Here is a 19,383-nt window from a genome sequence, read left to right as displayed (position 1 = left end):
TGTGCTGCAACGATGCTTGGCTGAGCGGCAAGCCAGGCCACCTCCCAACAAAAACGCCGCGACTGCCACCATTGGCCGTCGCGGCGTTTCATTTGCAGGGCAGGGGCTCAGCCTTTGTTCAGGGCTTCGGCGGCCGCCAGCACCTTGTCGACATGGCCGGCGACCTTGACGTTGCGCCACTCTTCACGCAACACGCCGTCCTTGTCGATCAGGAAGGTACTGCGCACGATACCCATGTATTCCTTGCCGTAGTTCTTCTTCAACTGGTACACGCCGAACAGATCGCACAGCTGGTGCTCTTCGTCGCTGATCAGCTCGAAGGGAAACGCCTGCTTGCACTTGAAGCTTTCGTGCTTCTTCAGGCTGTCCATCGACACGCCGAAGATCAGCGTGTTGGCCGCCTTGAACTGCTCGAAGCGAGCGCTGAAGTCCATACCCTCGGTGGTGCAGCCCGGGGTCGCGTCCTTCGGATAGAAATACAGCACCACCTGCTGGCCCTTGAGGGCGGACAGCTTTACCTGCTGGCCACTGGTGGCCTCGGCCTGGAAGTCGGCAACGGCTTTGTCGAGTTCAACGGGCATGGAAACTCCTTGCATGCGGCTATCAGGGATTCTGTGGGCGCCAAGGTTCGATCAAGGCATCAAGATTCAGCGCATCGGCGAAATCGAGGAACTGGTCGCGCAGCCAGCTGATCTGCGTGCCGGCTGGTAGCGTCACGGTCAGGGTGGCGTTGAGCATGGTGCCGCCGGTCTGTGGCGCCTGGTAGGTGTCGCAGGTCAGGGCTTCCAGCTCGACGCGGTGGTCGATGAAGAACTGGCACAGCTCGTTGAGAATGTCCGGGCGGTACACGGCGCTGACGTAGGCCACATAAGGCAGCGCCTGTGGGCGCACTTCGGCGGCGGCGCTGCGCGCCAGGTCCACGCTGAAATCATGCTTCTTGGCCAGCAGCGGCAGGCTCGACTCCAGGCGCGCCAGTGCGTCCCAGCTACCGGACACCTGCAGCACCAGGGCGCTGAATTCACCGTGACGGCTCAGGCGAGTGCTGATCACCGCACAACGGTTCTCATGGCTGGTGCGGCTGAGCAGGTTGGTCAGGGCCATGGCATCGCGGCCAAGAGCGCTGATGACGAGGAATTGTTCGCGAACGGGGGGGGTGGACATGCAGCCTTCCTAAAGCGATGAACGGTCCACGCACGAGAAGCCGCAGACCAAAGACAGCAGGTTAGCGAAAAGCACCGCCGAGGGGAATGGCGAAGCCTTGTGCATCGGACGATGGCCTGCGCCGATAGCCGGTCGTGGAAAAACGCAGGTAGTGTTCAAACGACCTGATAAGCCCGTGTCCGTTGCTTGTGCCGGATTGGTGGCACCAGTACCATTACGGCTCAATTTTTCCGGCAGGAGCGGTTGCATGATTGCGGGCAGTATGGTGGCACTGGTCACGCCCATGGATGCGCAGGGTGGTCTGGATTGGGAGGCCCTGAGCAAATTGGTGGATTTCCACCTGCAAGAGGGCACCAATGCCATCGTCGCGGTCGGCACCACTGGTGAGTCCGCCACGCTGGAAGTGCCCGAGCACATCGAAGTGATCAAGCGCGTGGTCAAGCAGGTTGCCGGCCGTATGCCGGTGATCGCCGGCACCGGCGGCAACTCCACCCGTGAATCGGTCGAGCTGACCCGTGCCGCGCAGGAAGTCGGCGCCGACGCCGCCCTGCTGGTCACCCCGTACTACAACAAGCCGACCCAGGAAGGCCTGTACCTGCATTTCCGCCACATCGCCGAAGCCGTCTCGATCCCGCAGATTCTCTACAACGTGCCGGGCCGTACCGTGTGCGACATGCTGCCGGAGACCGTCGAGCGCCTGTCGAAGATCGACAACATCATCGGCATCAAGGAAGCCACCGGCGACCTGCAGCGCGCTCAGGACGTGCTGGATCGCGTCAGCAAGGATTTCCTCGTCTATTCCGGTGACGACGCCACTGCCGTCGAACTGATGCTGCTGGGTGGCAAGGGCAACATCTCCGTCACCGCCAACGTTGCGCCGCGTGCCATGAGCGACCTGTGCGCCGCCGCCATGCGTGGCGAGGCGGCCATCGCCCGCGCCATCAACGACCGTCTGATGCCGCTGCACAAGGCACTGTTCCTCGAATCCAACCCGATTCCGGTGAAATGGGCGCTGCACGAAATGGGGCTGATGGGCGACGGTATTCGTCTGCCGCTGACCTGGCTCAGCCCGCGCTGTCACGAACCGCTGCGCCAGGCCATGCGCCAGTGCGGTGTATTGGCTTAACTCAAGGATTCTACGCATGAAGCGACTGGCCGGATTTTCCGCCCTTGCTCTGATCGTCTCCAGCACCAGCGGTTGCGGCTGGCTCTGGGGTGAAAATGGCTACTTCCGTGATCGCGGCAGCGACTACCTGGAAGCGCGCCAGACTGCACCGATGCAATTGCCGGCCGATGTCCAGGCCAAGCGTCTCGATCCGCTGCTGCCGGTGCCTGCCCAGGTGGCCAGCAGCACCGCGACCCCGGCCGAATTCGAAGTGCCGCGCCCGCAGGGCCTGCAGGTACGTGCCGACGAGCGCGAGTTCAGTCTGCAGCGCAGTGGCGATTCGCGTTGGGTCGTGGCCCAGCGCGTGCCGGCCGAAGTCTGGCCGCTGGTGCGTCAGTTCTTCGAGGACAACGGTTTCCGCATCGCCAGCGAGCGTCCGCAAACCGGTGAGTTCATCACCTCCTGGCAGCGTTTCGATGAGCTCTCCACGAGCATGGCGCGCAGTCTGAGCAGCCGCGTTTCCGGCGTTGCGGCGGATGCCGAAACCCGCGTGCGCGTGCGCATCGAGCCGGGCGTGCAGCGCAACACCAGTGAAGTCTTCGTCACCAGCGCCGAGCGTTCTGCCGGCAGCACTGCCGATGTTGATTTCGCTGCCCGTAGCGGCAATGCCAGCCTCGAAGCTGCACTGCTCGACGAAATGCTGGTGAGCATGGCCCGTGGCGTGGAGCAGGGCGGCTCGGTATCGCTGCTCGCCGCACGCGACTACGATGCGCCCAGCCGCGTCAGCCTGAGCGAAGACGGCAACGGCAACCCGGTGCTCAACCTCGGTGCCGATTTCGACCGCGCCTGGTCCGGCGTCGGCCGTTCGCTGGAACTCGGCAATGTGCGCGTCGACGACCTCAACCGCAGCCTTGGCCTGTACTACATCAACATGGCCGAAGGCGCTCAGATCAACGAAGAGAAGCCAGGCTTCTTCGGTCGCATGTTCGGCAGCGCGCCGAGCAAGGAAGAGATCGAAGCCCGCGCCGAGCGCTACCAGGTGCGCCTGACTCCGGTTGGCGATGGCGTCCAGGTCACCGTGGAAAAAGACCTCAACACCGTTGCCCCGGCCGACGTATCGCGCCGCGTGCTGAGCCTGATCCAGGATAATCTCGGCTGACCGGCGCCTGCAGGCCGTTGGAAAACGGCCTGCAGTGCGCTCCAGCCGTTAATCGATGGGCGAAACCCGCAAAGGTTTCGCCTGTTTTGTTTGCCAGAAACGGAAATGCCGACATGAGCACACCCACCACCCTGAGCCTGAAGAAGATCTACTCGGGCAAGGTCCGCGACCTCTACGAAATCGACGACAAGCGCATGCTGATGGTGGCCACCGATCGTCTGTCGGCATTCGACGTCATCCTCGAACAACCGATTCCGGAGAAGGGCAAGATCCTCACCGCCATCTCCAACTTCTGGTTCGACAAGCTGGCTGGCGTGGTGCCCAACCACTTCACCGGTGACAAGGTCGAGGACGTCGTGTCCGCCGCCGAGCTGCCACTGGTCGAAGGCCGTGCAGTCGTCGCCAAGCGCCTCAAGCCGGTCGCCGTGGAAGCCATCGTGCGTGGCTACATCGTCGGCTCCGGCTGGAAGGAATACCAGAAGAGCGGCACCGTCTGCGGCATCGCCCTGCCGGCTGGCCTGAAGGAAGCGGCCAAACTGCCGCAACCGATCTTCACCCCCTCGACCAAGGCCGCCGTGGGCGATCATGACGAGAACATCAGCTTCGAGCAGTGCGAAGCCATCATCGGCGCCGAACTGGCTGCCCAGGTGCGTGACACGGCGATCAAGCTGTACACCACGGCTGTCGAGTACGCCGCTACCCGCGGGATCATCATTGCCGACACCAAGTTCGAATTCGGCCTGGACGAAGACGGCACCCTGACCCTGATGGACGAAGTGCTGACCCCGGACTCCAGTCGCTTCTGGCCGGCCGACAGCTACGCCGAAGGCAGCAACCCGCCGAGCTTCGATAAGCAGTTCGTGCGCGACTGGCTGGAATCCACCGGCTGGAACAAGCAAGCCCCGGCCCCGGCCGTACCGGCAGATGTCGCGCAGAAAACCGCTGACAAGTACCGCGAAGCGCTGACCCGCCTGACTGCCTGAGCCCTGCGAGAGAAGGCCGGGCAGCCCCCGGCTTTTTCACAAGCGCCTGATAGAACACGAAAAATTTTCAAAATAAGCTTCGCCAAAGCGCATTCAGCTGTTATGATTCGCGCCGCTTGGGAAGATGCCGGAGTGGTCGAACGGGACGGATTCGAAATCCGTTGTGTCAGCAATGGCACCTAGGGTTCAAATCCCTATCTTCCCGCCATATTGCAAGTCTAAGCCCCTGAAATTCATAGAGTTTCGGGGGCTTTTTCGTTTCAGGCTGGGCAAGTGTCGAAGAAGTGTCGAAAGCGAGAGCAGGTAAAATGTCTGCCTGAGATTGAACAGGTAAACGACCTGTAGGATGCTTGGCCGCCGGATGTCGAATCTCTAGATTGTCCCTACTCATCATAAAAGGACTTACGGATGCTCTGTCGCAAACTGCTTCCTCTTTTGCTTCTGTGTGCGGCTACGACAGCCCAAGCTCAGATCTACCAATGGGTTGATGAGAAAGGCCAAAAACACTTCAGCACCCAGCCCCCAGTTGCCCAGCCAAACGTCGAGCCGGTAAAGATCAACCAAGGCTATGTTGGTGACGATCGACCTGCTACGCAGACGGAAGCTGCGTCTTCAGAAAGCAAACCCACTGCCTCAGCTCAGTCATCGAAAAAAGAAATGTGCAGCAGCGCTATGCGTTGGACTGCTATCGATATCGATAACCTGAAGGGCATTGCGAGAGAGAAGAAGCAATCCGGACAGGCATCAGCAGCTGAGTATGACAAAGGCATAAAAGGTCTGGATGACGTTAATAAGCAGATAACCATGCAGGACTGCATTACAAGCTCAGGCGAGGATCAGAAAAATTATGAGTGCCTTTCTAAAGGTGCCGGTATTTTGGTTTGCTCAGGCTTGATGGCAGAGGCATTCAAAGAAGCGTTCAAAGAAGGGGCTAAACGTGCGCAAAAACCCTAAGCGCTCGGCCACTCTCTGAAAAACTGTTCAAAATCAGCAATAGGCCCAAAGCGCAGAGCATCCTGCAAATGATCCGGTGCCAAGTGTGCGTAGCGCATTGTCATGGCCAGTGACGTGTGACCCAGGATCTTCTGCAAGGTCAGTATGTTTCCACCGTTCATCACGAAACGACTGGCGAATGTATGCCGCAGCACGTGGGATGACTGGCCAGCAGGCATAGGTATTTTTGATGCGCCGAGGGTCTTGTCAAAGCTGTTGAGGCAGTTGCTGAACAAGCCGTGCCGCTTAAAGTGGTCTTGAATTCGAGCTTCTAGCGTGGCGTCTATCGGAACGGCCCTAACACGCTTGCCTTTGGTGTTGATGAATGTGACCAGCCCACCTCTGACCCTGCCCGGTGTTAGTGCCTGTGCTTCTCCCCAGCGTGCCCCAGTAGCTAAGCAAATAGCCGCAACCATGGCGACGTGAGGTGTCTTGCATCGATCATGGATGGTCTGGAAAAGGTGCGTAACTTGCTCATCTGTCAGGTACGAAAGTTCCTTTTCCTGCAGGCGGAGAGGGCGGACGCGCGCCAGCGGGTTCGCATAGTCAATATCGCCTAGCTGATGCAGCACGTTGAAGACGGAGCGCAGGTAGCCGAGGCGATTGTTTAAGGTCTTAGGGTTGGCACCTGTAGCTGTGCTTGGAGCGGTGTGGGCGTGCAGTAAGCAGCGTTCAAATCCCTATCTTCCCGCCATATCCAAGCCAAAGCCCCTGAAGCTCCCAGAGCTTCGGGGGTTTTTGCTTTCTACGGCATGCAAGGTGTCGAAGAAGTATAGAAAGCGGCTGGGGACTGCAGCTAGCTCTGAACCGGTGGCCACATCCTGGCGACGTGCGCCAGGGCAAGAATCCAGACCGCATCATGCTCAGCCTGATAGACGAGGTGGTAGTTTTCGTGGGGGATCAGCTCGCGAGTACCTACTACCGTTCCCAGCCTGCCCTTATCTGGAAAGTCAGCCAGACTGGCGGCAGCAGCACTGAATAGCTCGTCCATATGTACGGCAGCACGAGGGTTTTCAGTGGCGATGTATTCCCAGATATCCAGACGGTCCTGCAGGGCCTCAGGTGTCCAAATAACCTGCATCAGTGACCCAGAGCCTTGGCCCGGCGAGCGGCGAATTCAGCTTCTACATCATCATCGGAGCGGCCACGACCAGCGTCTACCGATGCCCTGGCGGCAGCGACCTTGCGTTGCACGAACTCATCATGCTCTTTGGCCTGTTGCTGCTGGCGAATGTAGTCGCGCATGAGGTCGCGCATAACCTGGGAGGCCGGCTGGTGTGCCGCTTGAGCGGCTGCCATGAAGTCTTCGCGCAGTTCAGACTCAAGCTTCAGGTTGAAAACGGCTTCTTTGGCCATGGTCGTCACCTATCGGTCGATTTGTAACTACAACGTATATACGTTGTATGCATGCTAAGCAATGCTCGCTGCACTGGAAAGCATGAGTCATCATCTTTGTCTCTAGCTCAGGGCGTTGTGAGTGATAGTTTCAAGCGTCACGATATTTGCCATCACGCGAATATTCTGGGGAAGTTCGAAGTGCCAGAGCTGCCAGGGGAGCACTCCGCTCTGTGAAACACGCCGCGTAATTGAGGCTTGGCACAACGCCACCGCCTGAACTACTCTCCGGTCACCGGGCTAACGAAGTGATCAACAGGCAGGATGCCGACCCCATACACTTCGTTAGCTCGGTGTTCATTGCTTGCGCTGGCCTATGCGAGGCGAGCGGAAAAGACAAAGCCCTCCGAGAGAGGGCTTTGTCGTTTCTGCAAGACGCCTTGCGCGTCTGCTGTCTGTTAAAAGCATCCCTGCTGCCTTTCCATTCCCGCCCTAAGCACCGTTGTTGGTTAGCCTAGGCGATATCTGGCGTTTTGCCATGTTGCCCCTGCCAGGCGGACTCCAGTATCAGTCGCTGCGCTGTAGGTGCGTCCTGTCGGGCTTGGTGGCGATCAGGTGCTCCGGCAGGTCGAGCAGGTCGGTGTCGTAGGTCTCCAGCGGCGGTGGACGCCGCTCGAAGCGGGCGCCGAGCACCAGCATGCAGGGCGTCAGCAGCAGGGTCAGCACCGTGGCGAAGGCCAGGCCGCCAGCGATGGCGCTGGATAGCTGCGTCCACCACTGTGTCGAGGGGGCGCCGAAGCCGAGGCTCGGGGTCACCAGGTCGACGTTGATGCTGAGCACCATAGGCATCAGGCCGAGGATGGTGGTCACGGCCGTCAGCAACACTGGACGCAGGCGCAGGCTACCGGTTTCCAGCGCCGCTTCACGCGGTTCCAGGCCCTGGCGACGCAACTGGTTGTAGGTGTCGATCAGGATGATGTTGTTGTTCACCACGATGCCGGCCAGGGCGATCAGGCCCATGCCGACCATGACGATGCCGAACGATTGACCATTGACCAGCAGACCCATCAGCACGCCGGCGGTGGAGAGGACGATGGCTGACAGCACCAGCGCCGCCTGGTAGAGGCTGTTGAACTGTGTCACCAGGATAATCGCCATGAGGAAGATGGCGACGACGAAGGCGGACATCAGGAAGGTGGCCGCCTCGCGCTGGTCGGCATCCTCGCCGGCGAACGTCACCTTGACCTCGGCCGGTACATCGCCGAGCGCTTCGCGCAACGCCTTGAGGCGTTCGTCCAGGCGCGCACCTTCGGCCAGGTCGGCCTGCAGGGTGATGGTGCGGTCACCATCGACGCGGCGCAGGGTGCCGACCTTGGGCGCAGGCTGCAGGTCGACGAAGTTGCTCAGCGGTACCTGGCCGGCCGCTGTGTTGAGCGTCAGGCGGCCGAGCTGGTCGAGCGAGCGCCAGTTACCGGGCAGGCGCACACGGATGTCCACTTCGTCGGTGGCATCCTCGGGGCGGTAGGTCGCCAGTTTCAGGCCGTTGGTGATCATCTGCACCGCGTTGCCGACGCTGAGTACGTCCGCGCCGAAGCGCGCGGCGGCCTCGCGGTCGACCTTGATCCGCCATTCGATGCCGGGCAGGGCGCGGTCGTCCTCGATATCGGCGAAGCCGCCGAGCCGCGTCATTTCCCCGCGGATACGCTCGACCCACTGCTCGCCCAGTGCCGGGTCCAGCGAGCTGATCTGCAGTTTCACCGGCTTGCCGTCGGTGGGGCCTTGTTCCTGCTTGCGGAACTCCAGCACCACGCCGGGAATACCGGCGGTGCGCTGGCTCATTTCGGCGAGGATGTCCTTGGCCGGGCGGCGCTGGTGCCAGTCGACGAACTGGAATTGCAGGGTGCCGATCACGTCTGCGCCGAGCTGGCCTTGCTGGCCTTCCGGCTGGGCCAGGGAGCGCGCATACAGCGCTTTTACCTCACGCATGCCGATTACTTGCTTTTCCACCTGCTGGAGCAGGGCGTCCTTCTCCTGCACAGATAGATCGCCGCGTGCGCGCAGCCAGATCTGCGCGCTTTCCGGCTCGACGTCGGGGAAGAACTCCACGCCATGATTGAAGCGGCCATAGCCGACGTAGATCAGCGCGATCAGCGCCAGCATGCCGAGCAGGGTCAGGCCCGGGCGCTTGAGCAGCACCACCAGCAGATTGCGGTAGGCGTTGCCGGCGCGGCTGGCGCTGGGGGCCTGTGGGCGTGCCTGACCGCCGGTGACGGCGCCGAGCACCGGCAGAAATATCAGGGCCATGGCCAGCGAGGCCAGCAGGCAGAGAATCACCGTGGCCGGCAGGTACTTCATGAACTGGCCGACCACCCCGGGCCAGAACAGCAGCGGCAGGAACACCACCAGGGTGGTGGCGGTGGAGGCGATCACCGGCCAGGCCATCCGCGTGGCCGCGTTGGCCCAGGCCTGACGGGGCGTCTGCCCCTGATGCAGGTAGCGGTCGGCCAGCTCGGAGACGACGATGGCGCCGTCGACCAGCATGCCGGCCACCAGGATCAGGCTGAACAGCACGACGATGTTGAGGGTGAAGCCGAGCATCCAGATCAGCAGGATGCCGCTGAGGAAGGCGCCGGGAATGGTCAGGCCGACCAGCAGCGCCGAACGCATGCCCATGCTCGCCACCACCAGGATCAGCACTAGAACGATGGCGGTGAGTACGTTGTTGAGCAGGTCGCCGAGCATGCTCTGCACTTCCTGCGACTGATCCATGATGTAGCTGACTTCAACGCCCGGCGGCAGCAGGGGTTTGGCCTGCTCCATCAGCGCCTTGACCTGGTCGATGGTCTCGATGATGTTGGCGCCGCTGCGCTTGGCCACTTCCAGCACGATGGCCGGCTGGCCGTTGATGCGGGCGAAGCCGGTGGGGTCCTTGAAGGTGCGGCGAATGGTGGCGACGTCGGCGAAGGTGACCACGCTGTCACCGACCACCTTGATCGGCATGCGCATCACGTCTTCAAGGTCTTCGATAACGCCGGGCACCTTCATGCTCATGCGGCCTGCGCCGGTATCCAGGCTGCCGGCAGCGACCAGGCGGTTGTTGCGGCTGACCAGATTGAACAGCTCGTTGTAGTCGATGCCGTAGCTGTCGAGTACCTGCGGGTCGACGACGATTTCCAGCAGGTCTTCGCGGTCACCGCCGATCTCCACCGACAGCACTTCGGCGATGCCTTCGATGTTCTCCTTCAGGCGCCGGGCGATGTACACCAGCTCGGTCTCGGCAATCGGCCCGGACAGCCCCACCGACAAGACCGGGAACAGCGCCACGTTGACCTCGGTGACAGTCGGCTCGTCGGCCTCTTCAGGCAGCTTGCTTCGGGCGGTATCGACCTTCTCGCGCACGTCGGCCAGTGCCACCTTGGCGTCGAAGCCGGCGTCGAACTCCAGGGTCACCGAGGCGTGTCCTTCGCTGGATACCGAGCGCATTTCCTTGACGCCCTCCAGGCTGCGCAACTCCTGCTCCAGGGGGCGCACCAGCAGGCGCTCGCCGTCTTCCGGGCTGATGCCTTCGAGGGTCACCGAAACATAGATGATGGGAATGACTACGTCCGGGTTGGATTCCTTGGGCATGGCGATGTAGGCCACCAGCCCGCCGCAGAGCAGGAACAGCAGGACCAGGATGGTGGTACGGCTACGGTCGAGTGCGGCAGCGATCAGTGCGTGCATCTCAACTGCCCTCGGCCGCGAGTTGCGTGCGTACCTGCTGACCGGGCTGGACGAAGCCCTGGCCGAGGGTGATCAACGCCACCTTCGGCGGCAGGCCGCTGACCCAGGCGCCCTGGTTGTCGACGCTGATCAGTTGCACTGGGGTGAACTCCACGCGCTGCGCCTCGTTGACCCACTTGACGCCGTGGCGGCCGGTTTCGTCCAGGCTGAGCAGGGCAGGGGACAGGCGATGGGCCATGGCTTCGCCGGTCTGGATGTGCAGGGTGGCGCTGGCGCCGGCCAGACGCAGGCCGTCCGGGTTGTCCACCTTGACCTCGATGCGGAAGCTGCGCGAGCCGGGGTCGGCGGCGGCGGCGATAAAGTGCAGTTCACCTTGCAGCGTGCGGCCGTCGAGCAGTTCAACTTTTACCGGTTGGCCCAGTTCGAGCTGGGTGACCTGCTGCTGGGCGATCTGCGCGCTGACCTTGAGGCGGTCGATATCCACCAGGGTCAGCAGGCTCTGGCCGGGCTGGACGAAATCGCCCAGTTCGACCATGCGCTGGTCGTAGATACCGGCAAACGGTGCCTTGATCTTGGTGTTGCGCTGCTGCAGGCGGGCGCTGTCGAGTTCGGCGCGGGCCTTGGCCAGTTCGCTTTCCAGGCGCATCAGCTCGTTGGCCGACACCAGGCTGCGTTCGCGCAGGCGCTTGGCGGCAGTGACGTCGCTCTGGCGCTGGCGCACATCGGCCTCGCTGCGCGCGACCTGGGCTGGGCGGTCGTCAGGCGAAATGCTCAGCAGCAACTGATCGGCCGCGACGCGGTTGCCCTTGTCCTGATCCAGGTTCTGCACGCTGCCACTGACCTGGGCGCGCAGTTCCACGCGGCGCCAGGCTTCGATCTGCCCCTGCACCACATGCTGGCGCTGCATGGGTTGCGCTTCCAGCCATTGAATTTCGACGCGTGCCAGATCGTTGGTGGTGGCGGGTTGGTCGGGCTCGACATAGTCGCGAGCGACGAAACGATCGCCGCTGAACAGCCAGGCCAGCAGCAGGACGGCGATGACGACGGCGATGATCCAGGGACGCTTGCTGAGTTGGGCGAACATGTGGGTTTACTCGCTGAGTACAGGCGCTGCGTGCAGCGCGGCGGCCTGGCCTTGCAGGCCGGCAATGATGAAATCGGTGACGCGCTGGAAATAGGCGTCCAGCTCGATGGGTTCGGCCCAATGGGCGAAGCCGCCGGAGGCGATACGGGCCATCACGCCGTTGACGCAAGCCTCCACACCCCACAGCAGGCGTTGGCAATCAGTGGGGGAGAGTTGCAGTTCGCTGAAGCTGCCTTGCAGCAGTTGGTTGAACAGCGCCATGTACTGACCTTCCAGCTCGAGGAACTGTTCACGGTAGGGCGCGTCCAGGCGTTCCTGGAAGGCGGGGCGGTCGCACAGCAGGCAGAGTTGGGCTTGCAGTGGGTCGGCCAGCAGTTGTTCGAAGGCGCGACGAATCACATGGCGCATGGCTTCGCGAGGCGGCGCCTGGTTTGCGGTCTCACGCAGTTCGCTCAGATGCTGGCGCGAGCAGTCCAGCACCAGACGCGCGTAGAGCGCCTCCTTGCTGGAAAAGTGCTTGTACACCGTGCCCTTGCCGATGCCGGCGTGACGCGCCACTTCGGCGATGGTGACGCGATCCCAGGATTGCTCCTGAAACAGCTGGCGAGCGGATTGCAGCAGGGCGTTTTCCCGTTGCTGGAAGAGTTGATCCTGGTAGCGCATGACGGTTCCGGTTTTCGTGACCGGTGGTCATTCTATGACTGTTGGTCACGATGCGGCAAGACGGGAGTTGTAACAAGGCAATTGGCGGGTAGCCGTTCACTCCTCATTCGCCGTGAGGCGCGGCGGCCTCAGGGGATACATGAGTGTAGGAACCCCGCCCCGGGGCGAAGCTTCTAACCCCCAGGCGATGAAACGCGTTGCGCCGATGGCGGGTTACGCCGCGACAGACATTGCAGGGGGGATTGCGGAAGGTGGCAGGCGGCTAACCCGCCCTACGACATTTGCTCGATCCCCGCCCCATGTGGCGACGCTCAGCGCGCCACGCTGACGCCTTCGAGGCTGGCGAAGGAGGTGTCCTTGGCGGTGAGCAGGAAGTCGCGCATGAATGGCGCGTCGAGCATATCGGTGCGAATCGCCGCGTAGAGCGTGGCGAACAGCCCTTTTTCGCCCAGGCGCTTGGCGCTGACGTAGCCGCGCGAGCTGTACTCGTGCAGCGCCCAGTTGGGCAGGCCACACACGCCACGGCCGCTGGCCACCAGCTGCATCATCATCACCGTCAGTTCGGAGGTGCGCACCTGGGCCGGCTCGATATCGTTGGGTTCGAGAAAACGCGTGAAGATATCCAGACGGTCGCGTTCCACCGGGTAGGTGATCAGGGTTTCCGTGGCCAAATCCTGAGGCTGGATGTAGGCCTTGTGCGCCAGGCGGTGCTGATTGGCGACGGCGAGCATGGCCTCGTAGGTGAACAGTGGCACATAGGTGATGCCGGCCAGCTCGATGGGATCCGAAGTCACCACCAGGTCCAGATCGCCTCGGGCCAGGGCCGGCAGCGGGGCGAAGGAGAAGCCCGAGGCCAGGTCCAGCTCCACCTCCGGCCAGGCGTCGCGAAACTGGTCGATGGTCGGCATCAGCCACTGGAAGCAGCTGTGGCACTCGATGGCCATGTGCAAGCGGCCAGCGGTGCCACCGGCCAGGCGCGCCAAATCACGCTCGGCGCCGCGCAGAAGGGGCAGGGTGGCGTCGGCCAGTTGCAGCAGACGCAGGCCGGCGCTGGTGAAGCGCACGGGTTTGGTCTTGCGCACGAACAGCTGCAGGCCGAGGCGCTCTTCCAGCTCCTTGAACTGGTGCGACAGCGCTGACTGGGTCAGGTGCAGGCGTTCGGCGGCTTCCACCAGGCTGTCGGTTTCGCGCAGGGCGTGCAGGGTTTTCAGGTGGCGCAGCTCGAGCATGGCGGGTCTCTACGAAGGTTTCGCTCATCCAATGCCAGGGCTGGATGAAAATGGTTCATACAGCCTACATGAGTAATTCTATAGATCAAGGCGAAAATCTTGAGTTTGTCTCACTCGGTATCGATGCCGAGAATGGCGCCATCTCGATTGATTCTGGAGTTTCACGACATGGCCCTGTCCCATTCCCTCGGTTTTCCGCGCATTGGCCGCGACCGCGAACTGAAAAAAGCCCTCGAAGCCCGCTGGAAAGGTGAGCTGGACGAAGCCGGCCTGCGTGCCGTCGGCCAGCGTCTGCGCGCCGAGCACTGGCAATTGCAGAAGGATGCCGGTATCGACCTGCTGCCGGTGGGCGACTTCGCCTGGTACGACCAGGTGCTCGCTCATTCGCTGGCCTTCGGAGTGATTCCTGAGCGCTTTCGCCCGGCCGCCGGCAAGCCGACGCTGGATACCTTGTTCGCCATGGCCCGTGGGGCCGTTGCGACCAAGAGCAGCGGCAGTTGCTGCGGTGGTGCCCACGCGCAGGAAATGACCAAGTGGTTCGATACCAACTACCACTACCTGGTGCCGGAATTTAGTGCGGATCAACAGTTCGCCCTGAGCTGGGAGCAGCTGTTCGAGGAGGTGGCTGAGGCGCATGCCCTCGGTCACAACGTCAAGCCGGTGCTGATCGGCCCGCTGACTTATCTATGGCTGGGCAAGGCCAAGGGTGGCGACTTTGACAAGCTTGAGTTACTTGAAAGCCTGCTGCCGGTCTATGGCGAGATCTTCCAGCGTTTGGCGGCGCAGGGCGTGGAGTGGGTGCAGATCGATGAACCGATCCTGGTGCTGGATTTGCCGCAAGCGTGGAAGAACGCCTTCGAGCGCGCCTACAACCTGATTCAGCGCGAGCCGTGCAGGAAGCTGATCACCACCTATTTTGGCGGCCTGGAAGACAACCTGGGGCTGGCTGCCAACCTGCCGGTAGACGGCCTGCATATCGACCTGGTGCGTGCCCCGGAGCAGTACCCGACCATTCTCGATCGCCTGCCAGCTTATAAAGTGTTGTCGCTGGGCGTGGTCAACGGGCGCAACGTCTGGCGTTGCGATCTGGAGAAGGTACTCGAGGTGCTGCGTCACGCTCACGAACGCCTGGGCGAGCGGTTGTGGGTGGCGCCGTCCTGCTCGCTGTTGCACAGCCCGGTGGACCTGGCTCGTGAAGACCAGCTCGATGCCGAGCTGAAAGGCTGGCTGGCCTTTGCCGTGCAGAAATGCCAGGAGGTCGCGTTGCTCGGTAAGGCCCTGGAGGCGCCGGAGGACGCCTCTGTGCAAGCCGCTTTGCAAGCGAGCCGCTCAGTACAGGCCGCTCGCGCAGCTTCAAAACGTATTCACAAGCCTGAGGTACAGGCGCGCCTGGCGGCGATTCGTCCGCGTCATGCCCAGCGCCAGTCGCCGTTCGCCGAGCGCATCGAACAGCAGCGTGAGTGCCTGCAACTGCCATTGTTGCCGACCACCACCATCGGCTCCTTCCCGCAGACCTCGGCGATTCGCCTGGCGCGACAGTCGTTCAAGCAGGGCAAGCTGAGTGCGGCCGAGTACACCGAGGCCATGCACAGCGAAATTCGCCATGCGGTGCAGGTGCAGGAGCGTCTGGGCCTGGACGTGCTGGTGCATGGCGAGGCCGAGCGCAATGACATGGTCGAGTACTTCGCCGAGCAACTCGATGGTTATGCATTCACCCGCTTCGGCTGGGTGCAGAGCTACGGCTCACGTTGCGTCAAACCGGCGGTAATAGTCGGTGATCTGAGCCGCCCGCAGGCCATGACCGTGGAGTGGATCACTTACGCCCAGGGCCTGACCGACAAGGTCATGAAGGGCATGCTGACCGGCCCGGTGACCATGCTGATGTGGTCCTTCCCGCGTGAGGACGTGTCCCGCGAAGTGCAGGCGCGGCAACTGGCGCTGGCGATTCGTGACGAGGTGGTGAACCTGGAGGCAGCCGGCATCAAGATCATCCAGATCGACGAGGCGGCGTTTCGCGAAGGGCTGCCGTTACGCCAGGCCGCCTGGCAGCACTACCTGGACTGGGCCACCGAGGCCTTCCGCCTGACCGCCAGCGGTGTGCGTGACGAGACGCAGATCCATACCCACATGTGCTACAGCGAGTTCAACGATGTGATCGAGTCCATTGCGGCGATGGATGCCGACGTGATCACCATCGAGACGTCGCGTTCGGATATGGAGTTGCTGGAGGCGTTCGAGCGCTTCGACTATCCCAGCGAAATCGGCCCGGGGGTCTATGACATCCACTCGCCACGTGTGCCTGACAGCGCCGAGATGGCCGGGCTGTTGCGCAAGGCAGCGCGGCGTATCCCGCTCGAGCGCCTGTGGGTCAACCCCGACTGTGGTTTGAAAACCCGCGCCTGGCCGGAAACCGAGGCAGCCTTGGTGAACATGGTGGCCGCCGCCAGGCAGTTGCGCACCGAGCTGGCCTGATTCCCCGGTGGTCGCGGCTGAAGCCCCTTTCACAGGTAAGTGAGGGGCGTTCGCGACGCTCTGGATCCTACCTCTGGTCACCACTCGGGCAACCGTTCGTCCCCCTTCATCAAACTGTCACGCTTGTGTGGCAGCGCCGTCGAACGACTTTCATCAGACTCGCGTTTCAGTGGGGTTCTGCGTTTCTGGTGTTTCCATGCGTGCATTAATTTTCCTGGCCGCGTTGCTTTGCGGCTTGCCGTCTTTTGCGGCCAATCGTTGCGACCTGTCCGAGCCGACCCGTTATGCGGATGTCGGTGAGGTGCGTCTGGCTTATCAAAGCATCGGCAGCGAGCGCGACCCGACGCTGCTGCTGGTGATGGGGCTGGGCGGACAGTTGATCCACTGGCCTGACGAGGTGGTCGAGCGCCTGTGTCAGCAGGGTTTTCGCGTCGTGCGCTTCGACAATCGTGACGTGGGGCTGAGCACCTGGCGGCGACCAGCGCCAAGCATCAACCTACCTTATGAAGTGCTGCGCTATCGCCTGGGCCTGTCGCTTGGCGCGCCGTATCACCTGCGCGACATGGCTGGCGATGCCCTGGGATTGATGGACCGTCTGGGCGTCGACAACTTCCATGTACTGGGCGCGAGCATGGGCGGCATGATCGCCCAGCACTTGGCCGATCTGGCGCCGCAGCGCGTTCTCAGTCTGACGCTGGTGATGACCAGCTCGAGTGCTCAAGGGTTGCCTGCACCCAGCGATGCGCTGGTGGCGCTGCTGGCAAGGCGCGAGGCAGTGAGTCGCGAGGCTGCGCTGCAACAGCAGGCAGATTTGCTCGCGGCCCTCGGTAGCCCGACGGTGCATGATGATCGTGCTTTGCTCCTGCATCAGGCCGAACAGGCTTATGACCGCGCCTTCAATCCCGAAGGGGTGCAGCGTCAGCTGCTGGCGATTCTTGCCGAGTCGAGTCGGGTCGAGCTGCTCAATCGTCTGAAAGTACCGACGCTGGTGGTGCACGGTACGGCCGATCCGTTACTGCCGGTGATGCATGGCGTACACGTGGCGGCGCATATCAAGGGTGCAGAGCTCAAGTTGATTCCAGGCCTGGCGCATCGCTTTCAGGATGCCTTCAAGGAGCCTCTGCTGGCCGCGGTGTTGCCGCATCTCGCAGCGCATCGGGGCGACTTGGGCCTGGCGCATCTGTAATGGGTGAGCGCTCAAAGCTCCTGATTGTGCTTGATCGCTTCGCGGCGCTGCAGATTGTCGATGTGCTCGCTGCTGTGGCGTAGCAGTTTGTCGGCCATGGTCATGCGCTCGATATAGCGCGTGATGCTCTGCTCGGCGTCATGGCGGGAGATAAAGGGGCCTTCCAGCGTGCCTTCGCGAGTGGCGAAGAAGTATTGGCCGTTGACGGCGCTCAGGCGTGAACTGCGGTAATGCGTGCCCGGTTGGGGGTCGATATCGCGTTGGCCGAACATGGTGAGAGCTCCATCTGCAGGTTCTGGATAATCTGAGTCTACTGTGGTCAATGCGACATGCTTGGCAAAACGACAGATGGTAGATTTTGGCAGCCTGTTAGCGTCTTTTGGCGGATTTTATGGATTATTGGCGCCGGTCGGCTGGCGTCCTGCCGATGCTGAGCAGTACAGTTTCGCTCGGCAACCGGGCTGAACTGTCGCTGTGTAGGTGTGCATGCCTCTCCTAGAATGCTCTGCTGCGGTCGACATGCTCTGTTGGCCGCCTGCCAGAGGTTGCCATGCACATTTCTTCCGGCCGTTGGATGTACGGCCTGCTGCTCGCCCTGATCACCTCCGTGCTCTGGGGCATCCTGCCAATCAAGCTGAAAGAAGTCCTGCAGGTGATGGACCCGGTAACGGTCACCTGGTATCGCCTGGCCGTGGCCGGTTCTCTGCTATTTGCCTATCTCGCTGCGAGTCGCCGGTTACCGCGTTTTCGGCCGCTGGGACGCAAGGGTGGTTGGCTGCTGGCGTTGGCCATCGGCGGGCTGACGGCCAACTACGTGCTGTATCTGGTCGGGCTCAACCTGCTCAGCCCCGGGACCACGCAACTGGTGATCCAGGTGGCGCCGATACTCTTGTTGATCAGCAGTCTGTTCGTCTTCCGCGAGCGCTTCAGCCTGGGCCAGGCGCTTGGCCTGATGGTCATGCTGCTGGGCTTCGGCCTGTTCTTCAATCAGCGCCTGGGTGAGCTGCTGACCTCGCTGACCGCCTACACCACCGGGGTGCTGACCGTGCTGGCGGCAGCCTTCGTCTGGACCTTCTACGGCCTGGCGCAGAAGCAACTGCTGACGGCGTGGAATTCGGTGCAGGTGATGATGGTCATCTACCTGGCGTGTGCGCTGCTGCTGACACCTTGGGCACAGCCAATGCAGGTACTGGAGTTGAGCCCGCTGCAGGGCTGGCTGCTGTTGGCCTGCTGCCTGAATACCTTGGTCGCCTACGGCGCTTTCGCCGAGGCACTGGCGCATTGGGAAGCCTCGCGGGTCAGCGCGACCCTGGCGCTGACACCGCTGGTGACCTTCGTCTCCGTGGCCCTGGCCTCGACCTGGTGGCCGGACCGCGTGCTGCCCGAGCAGGTCAACTGGATCGCCTACGCCGGCGCCGTGGTGGTGGTGCTGGGCTCGGCGCTCACCGCGCTCGGCCCATCGCTGATGGCCGCAATGCGGGCGCGCAAGGGCAGGCGCCTGGCCTGATGCCGATCATTTAAGGCTGTGCGTCTCTTGTAGGGTGCGCCGTGCGCACCTGTGACGCTGGCGCCGGTATCCCGGTGCGCGCGGCGCACCCTACGCATGTGTTTCCTGCAGGGCAGGGTTCAATCCAGCGGCAGCTCGGTGGTGCGTTTGACCTCGCTCATGGCGATATGCGAGTGCGCTTCGTGCACGTGCGGGCGTTGCAGCAGGTGGTCGCGCAGGAAACGCTCGTAATCGGCGATGTCCTTGGCTACCACCTTGAGCAGGTAGTCCGACCCGCCGGCCATGCTGTAGCACTCCAGCACCTGCGGGTAGCCGACCACGGCCTGCTCGAACTCATCCAGATTGCCGCGGCCGTGGGCCGACAGCTTGATGTCGACGAACACCGTGATGCCGAAGCCCAGGCGCTTGTGATTGAGCAGGGCGACCTTGCGCTCGATCAGCCCTTCTTCCTGCATGCGATGAATGCGTCGTCAGCAGGGCGATTGCGACAGCTCGACTTTCTCGGCTACCTCGGCGGCCGAGAGGTCGGCATCGTGTTGCAGCAGGCGGAGAATCCGGCGGTCGATGGGGCTGAGCTTGTCCTGCATGATTGTTTCCAATTTATTGTCATTGTTGGAAGGATCATGCGAAGTATCGCCTTCGATACTCGAAAATAGAAAGAAAAAAGCGGAACCCTCCGGTCATGATTTAGGCAAATCCGTCGCAGTGATCCTGCGGCAGGACTCAACGGAGCGTGTCTACCGTCGCGCTCCCCGTGCTCGCCATAAAAATAAAAGGAGCGCT

Annotated in this window: 16 protein-coding genes, 1 tRNA gene and 2 pseudogenes; 8 read left to right on the top strand and 11 right to left on the bottom strand. The window is 62.2% G+C overall.

Features of this window, described 5'->3' with window-relative positions; all coding sequences use genetic code 11:
- Positions 1-107 precede the first annotated feature (107 nt).
- Positions 108-581, bottom strand: coding sequence for a peroxiredoxin (locus BM186_RS14705; protein WP_017679082.1), 474 nt, complete (start codon positions 579-581; stop codon positions 108-110).
- A gap of 22 nt (positions 582-603) precedes the next feature.
- Positions 604-1,161 carry a glycine cleavage system transcriptional repressor gene (locus BM186_RS14700; protein ID WP_072425349.1) on the bottom strand — a complete coding sequence of 186 codons (558 nt, stop codon included), beginning with the start codon at positions 1,159-1,161 and terminating at the stop codon, positions 604-606.
- A 247-nt stretch (positions 1,162-1,408) separates the two neighbouring features.
- On the opposite strand from BM186_RS14700, the gene dapA reads away from it, so the two are divergent.
- The 5 genes from dapA (at position 1,409) to BM186_RS14675 (ending at position 5,362) form a co-directional block, all read left to right on the top strand.
- Positions 1,409-2,287 (top strand): 4-hydroxy-tetrahydrodipicolinate synthase, encoded by an 879-nt coding sequence (dapA, locus tag BM186_RS14695; protein WP_074916193.1) that lies wholly within the window; start codon positions 1,409-1,411, stop codon positions 2,285-2,287.
- 16 nt (positions 2,288-2,303) lie between these two features.
- Complete coding sequence (gene bamC / locus BM186_RS14690) at positions 2,304-3,425, top strand: outer membrane protein assembly factor BamC (protein WP_072425348.1); 1,122 nt, start codon at positions 2,304-2,306, stop codon at positions 3,423-3,425.
- Between the two features lie 113 nt (positions 3,426-3,538).
- On the top strand, positions 3,539-4,408 hold the full coding sequence (locus BM186_RS14685) for a phosphoribosylaminoimidazolesuccinocarboxamide synthase (RefSeq protein ID WP_072425347.1): 870 nt from the start codon (positions 3,539-3,541) through the stop codon (positions 4,406-4,408).
- Positions 4,409-4,526: 118 nt separating this feature from the next.
- Positions 4,527-4,616, top strand: a tRNA-Ser gene (locus BM186_RS14680).
- 200 nt (positions 4,617-4,816) lie between these two features.
- Positions 4,817-5,362, top strand: a complete 546-nt coding sequence (locus BM186_RS14675) for a DUF4124 domain-containing protein (RefSeq protein WP_074916191.1) — start codon at positions 4,817-4,819, stop codon at positions 5,360-5,362.
- On the opposite strand, the pseudogene BM186_RS14670 reads toward BM186_RS14675, so the two are convergent.
- From BM186_RS14670 to metR, 7 genes and pseudogenes are all read right to left on the bottom strand, one after another.
- Positions 5,359-6,030 (bottom strand): annotated as a pseudogene (locus tag BM186_RS14670) (phage integrase); the annotation flags it as partial. The gene BM186_RS14675 and the pseudogene BM186_RS14670 overlap by 4 nt on opposite strands.
- A 167-nt stretch (positions 6,031-6,197) precedes the next feature.
- Complete coding sequence (locus tag BM186_RS14665; RefSeq protein WP_074916189.1) at positions 6,198-6,482, bottom strand: type II toxin-antitoxin system RelE/ParE family toxin; 285 nt, start codon at positions 6,480-6,482, stop codon at positions 6,198-6,200.
- Complete coding sequence (locus BM186_RS14660) at positions 6,482-6,757, bottom strand: antitoxin of toxin-antitoxin stability system (RefSeq protein ID WP_074916187.1); 276 nt, start codon at positions 6,755-6,757, stop codon at positions 6,482-6,484. Before BM186_RS14660 ends, BM186_RS14665 begins: the two co-directional genes overlap by 1 nt.
- 546 nt (positions 6,758-7,303) lie before the next feature.
- Positions 7,304-10,459, bottom strand: a complete 3,156-nt coding sequence (locus BM186_RS14655; protein ID WP_074916185.1) for an efflux RND transporter permease subunit — start codon at positions 10,457-10,459, stop codon at positions 7,304-7,306.
- A gap of 1 nt (position 10,460) precedes the next feature.
- Positions 10,461-11,543, bottom strand: coding sequence for an efflux RND transporter periplasmic adaptor subunit (locus BM186_RS14650; protein ID WP_074916183.1), 1,083 nt, complete (start codon positions 11,541-11,543; stop codon positions 10,461-10,463).
- 6 nt (positions 11,544-11,549) lie between these two features.
- Entirely contained in the window at positions 11,550-12,206 is a 657-nt protein-coding gene (locus BM186_RS14645; RefSeq protein WP_059391420.1) for a TetR/AcrR family transcriptional regulator, read from the bottom strand.
- A 311-nt stretch (positions 12,207-12,517) separates the two neighbouring features.
- Positions 12,518-13,435, bottom strand: coding sequence for a transcriptional regulator MetR (metR, locus tag BM186_RS14640; RefSeq protein ID WP_074916181.1), 918 nt, complete (start codon positions 13,433-13,435; stop codon positions 12,518-12,520).
- Between the two features lie 168 nt (positions 13,436-13,603).
- On the opposite strand from metR, the gene metE reads away from it, so the two are divergent.
- Both metE and BM186_RS14630 read left to right on the top strand, forming a co-directional pair.
- Positions 13,604-15,907 (top strand): 5-methyltetrahydropteroyltriglutamate--homocysteine S-methyltransferase, encoded by a 2,304-nt coding sequence (gene metE, locus BM186_RS14635; RefSeq protein WP_074916179.1) that lies wholly within the window; start codon positions 13,604-13,606, stop codon positions 15,905-15,907.
- Between the two features lie 196 nt (positions 15,908-16,103).
- Positions 16,104-17,093 carry an alpha/beta fold hydrolase gene (locus BM186_RS14630; RefSeq protein WP_074916177.1) on the top strand — a complete coding sequence of 330 codons (990 nt, stop codon included), beginning with the start codon at positions 16,104-16,106 and terminating at the stop codon, positions 17,091-17,093.
- Positions 17,094-17,104: 11 nt separating this feature from the next.
- Here BM186_RS14630 and BM186_RS14625 read toward each other — a convergent pair whose 3' ends face one another.
- Complete coding sequence (locus tag BM186_RS14625) at positions 17,105-17,365, bottom strand: DUF6316 family protein (protein ID WP_072425329.1); 261 nt, start codon at positions 17,363-17,365, stop codon at positions 17,105-17,107.
- Between the two features lie 278 nt (positions 17,366-17,643).
- Between BM186_RS14625 and BM186_RS14620 the strand changes: the two genes are divergently transcribed.
- Complete coding sequence (locus BM186_RS14620; protein WP_074916175.1) at positions 17,644-18,600, top strand: DMT family transporter; 957 nt, start codon at positions 17,644-17,646, stop codon at positions 18,598-18,600.
- 119 nt (positions 18,601-18,719) lie between these two features.
- Here the strand turns inward: BM186_RS14620 and BM186_RS14615 are convergent.
- Positions 18,720-19,187, bottom strand: a pseudogene (locus tag BM186_RS14615) (Lrp/AsnC family transcriptional regulator).
- Positions 19,188-19,383 lie beyond the last annotated feature (196 nt).

Source organism: Ectopseudomonas toyotomiensis, from assembly GCF_900115695.1.
Classification (GTDB): domain Bacteria; phylum Pseudomonadota; class Gammaproteobacteria; order Pseudomonadales; family Pseudomonadaceae; genus Aquipseudomonas; species Aquipseudomonas toyotomiensis.
This window is presented reverse-complemented; position numbering and strand designations above follow the sequence as displayed.

Coding starts and splice junctions, on each gene's coding strand:
- BM186_RS14675 (WP_074916191.1), top strand. CDS start 4,817: ATGCTCTGTCGCAAACTGCTTCCTCTTTTGCTTCTGTGTGCGGCTACG.
- BM186_RS14630 (WP_074916177.1), top strand. CDS start 16,104: ATGCGTGCATTAATTTTCCTGGCCGCGTTGCTTTGCGGCTTGCCGTCT.
- BM186_RS14705 (WP_017679082.1), bottom strand. CDS start 581: ATGCCCGTTGAACTCGACAAAGCCGTTGCCGACTTCCAGGCCGAGGCC.
- dapA (WP_074916193.1), top strand. CDS start 1,409: ATGATTGCGGGCAGTATGGTGGCACTGGTCACGCCCATGGATGCGCAG.
- BM186_RS14650 (WP_074916183.1), bottom strand. CDS start 11,543: ATGTTCGCCCAACTCAGCAAGCGTCCCTGGATCATCGCCGTCGTCATC.
- BM186_RS14665 (WP_074916189.1), bottom strand. CDS start 6,482: ATGCAGGTTATTTGGACACCTGAGGCCCTGCAGGACCGTCTGGATATC.
- bamC (WP_072425348.1), top strand. CDS start 2,304: ATGAAGCGACTGGCCGGATTTTCCGCCCTTGCTCTGATCGTCTCCAGC.
- BM186_RS14685 (WP_072425347.1), top strand. CDS start 3,539: ATGAGCACACCCACCACCCTGAGCCTGAAGAAGATCTACTCGGGCAAG.
- BM186_RS14620 (WP_074916175.1), top strand. CDS start 17,644: ATGCACATTTCTTCCGGCCGTTGGATGTACGGCCTGCTGCTCGCCCTG.
- BM186_RS14700 (WP_072425349.1), bottom strand. CDS start 1,161: ATGTCCACCCCCCCCGTTCGCGAACAATTCCTCGTCATCAGCGCTCTT.
- BM186_RS14625 (WP_072425329.1), bottom strand. CDS start 17,365: ATGTTCGGCCAACGCGATATCGACCCCCAACCGGGCACGCATTACCGC.
- metE (WP_074916179.1), top strand. CDS start 13,604: ATGGCCCTGTCCCATTCCCTCGGTTTTCCGCGCATTGGCCGCGACCGC.
- BM186_RS14660 (WP_074916187.1), bottom strand. CDS start 6,757: ATGGCCAAAGAAGCCGTTTTCAACCTGAAGCTTGAGTCTGAACTGCGC.
- metR (WP_074916181.1), bottom strand. CDS start 13,435: ATGCTCGAGCTGCGCCACCTGAAAACCCTGCACGCCCTGCGCGAAACC.
- BM186_RS14645 (WP_059391420.1), bottom strand. CDS start 12,206: ATGCGCTACCAGGATCAACTCTTCCAGCAACGGGAAAACGCCCTGCTG.
- BM186_RS14655 (WP_074916185.1), bottom strand. CDS start 10,459: ATGCACGCACTGATCGCTGCCGCACTCGACCGTAGCCGTACCACCATC.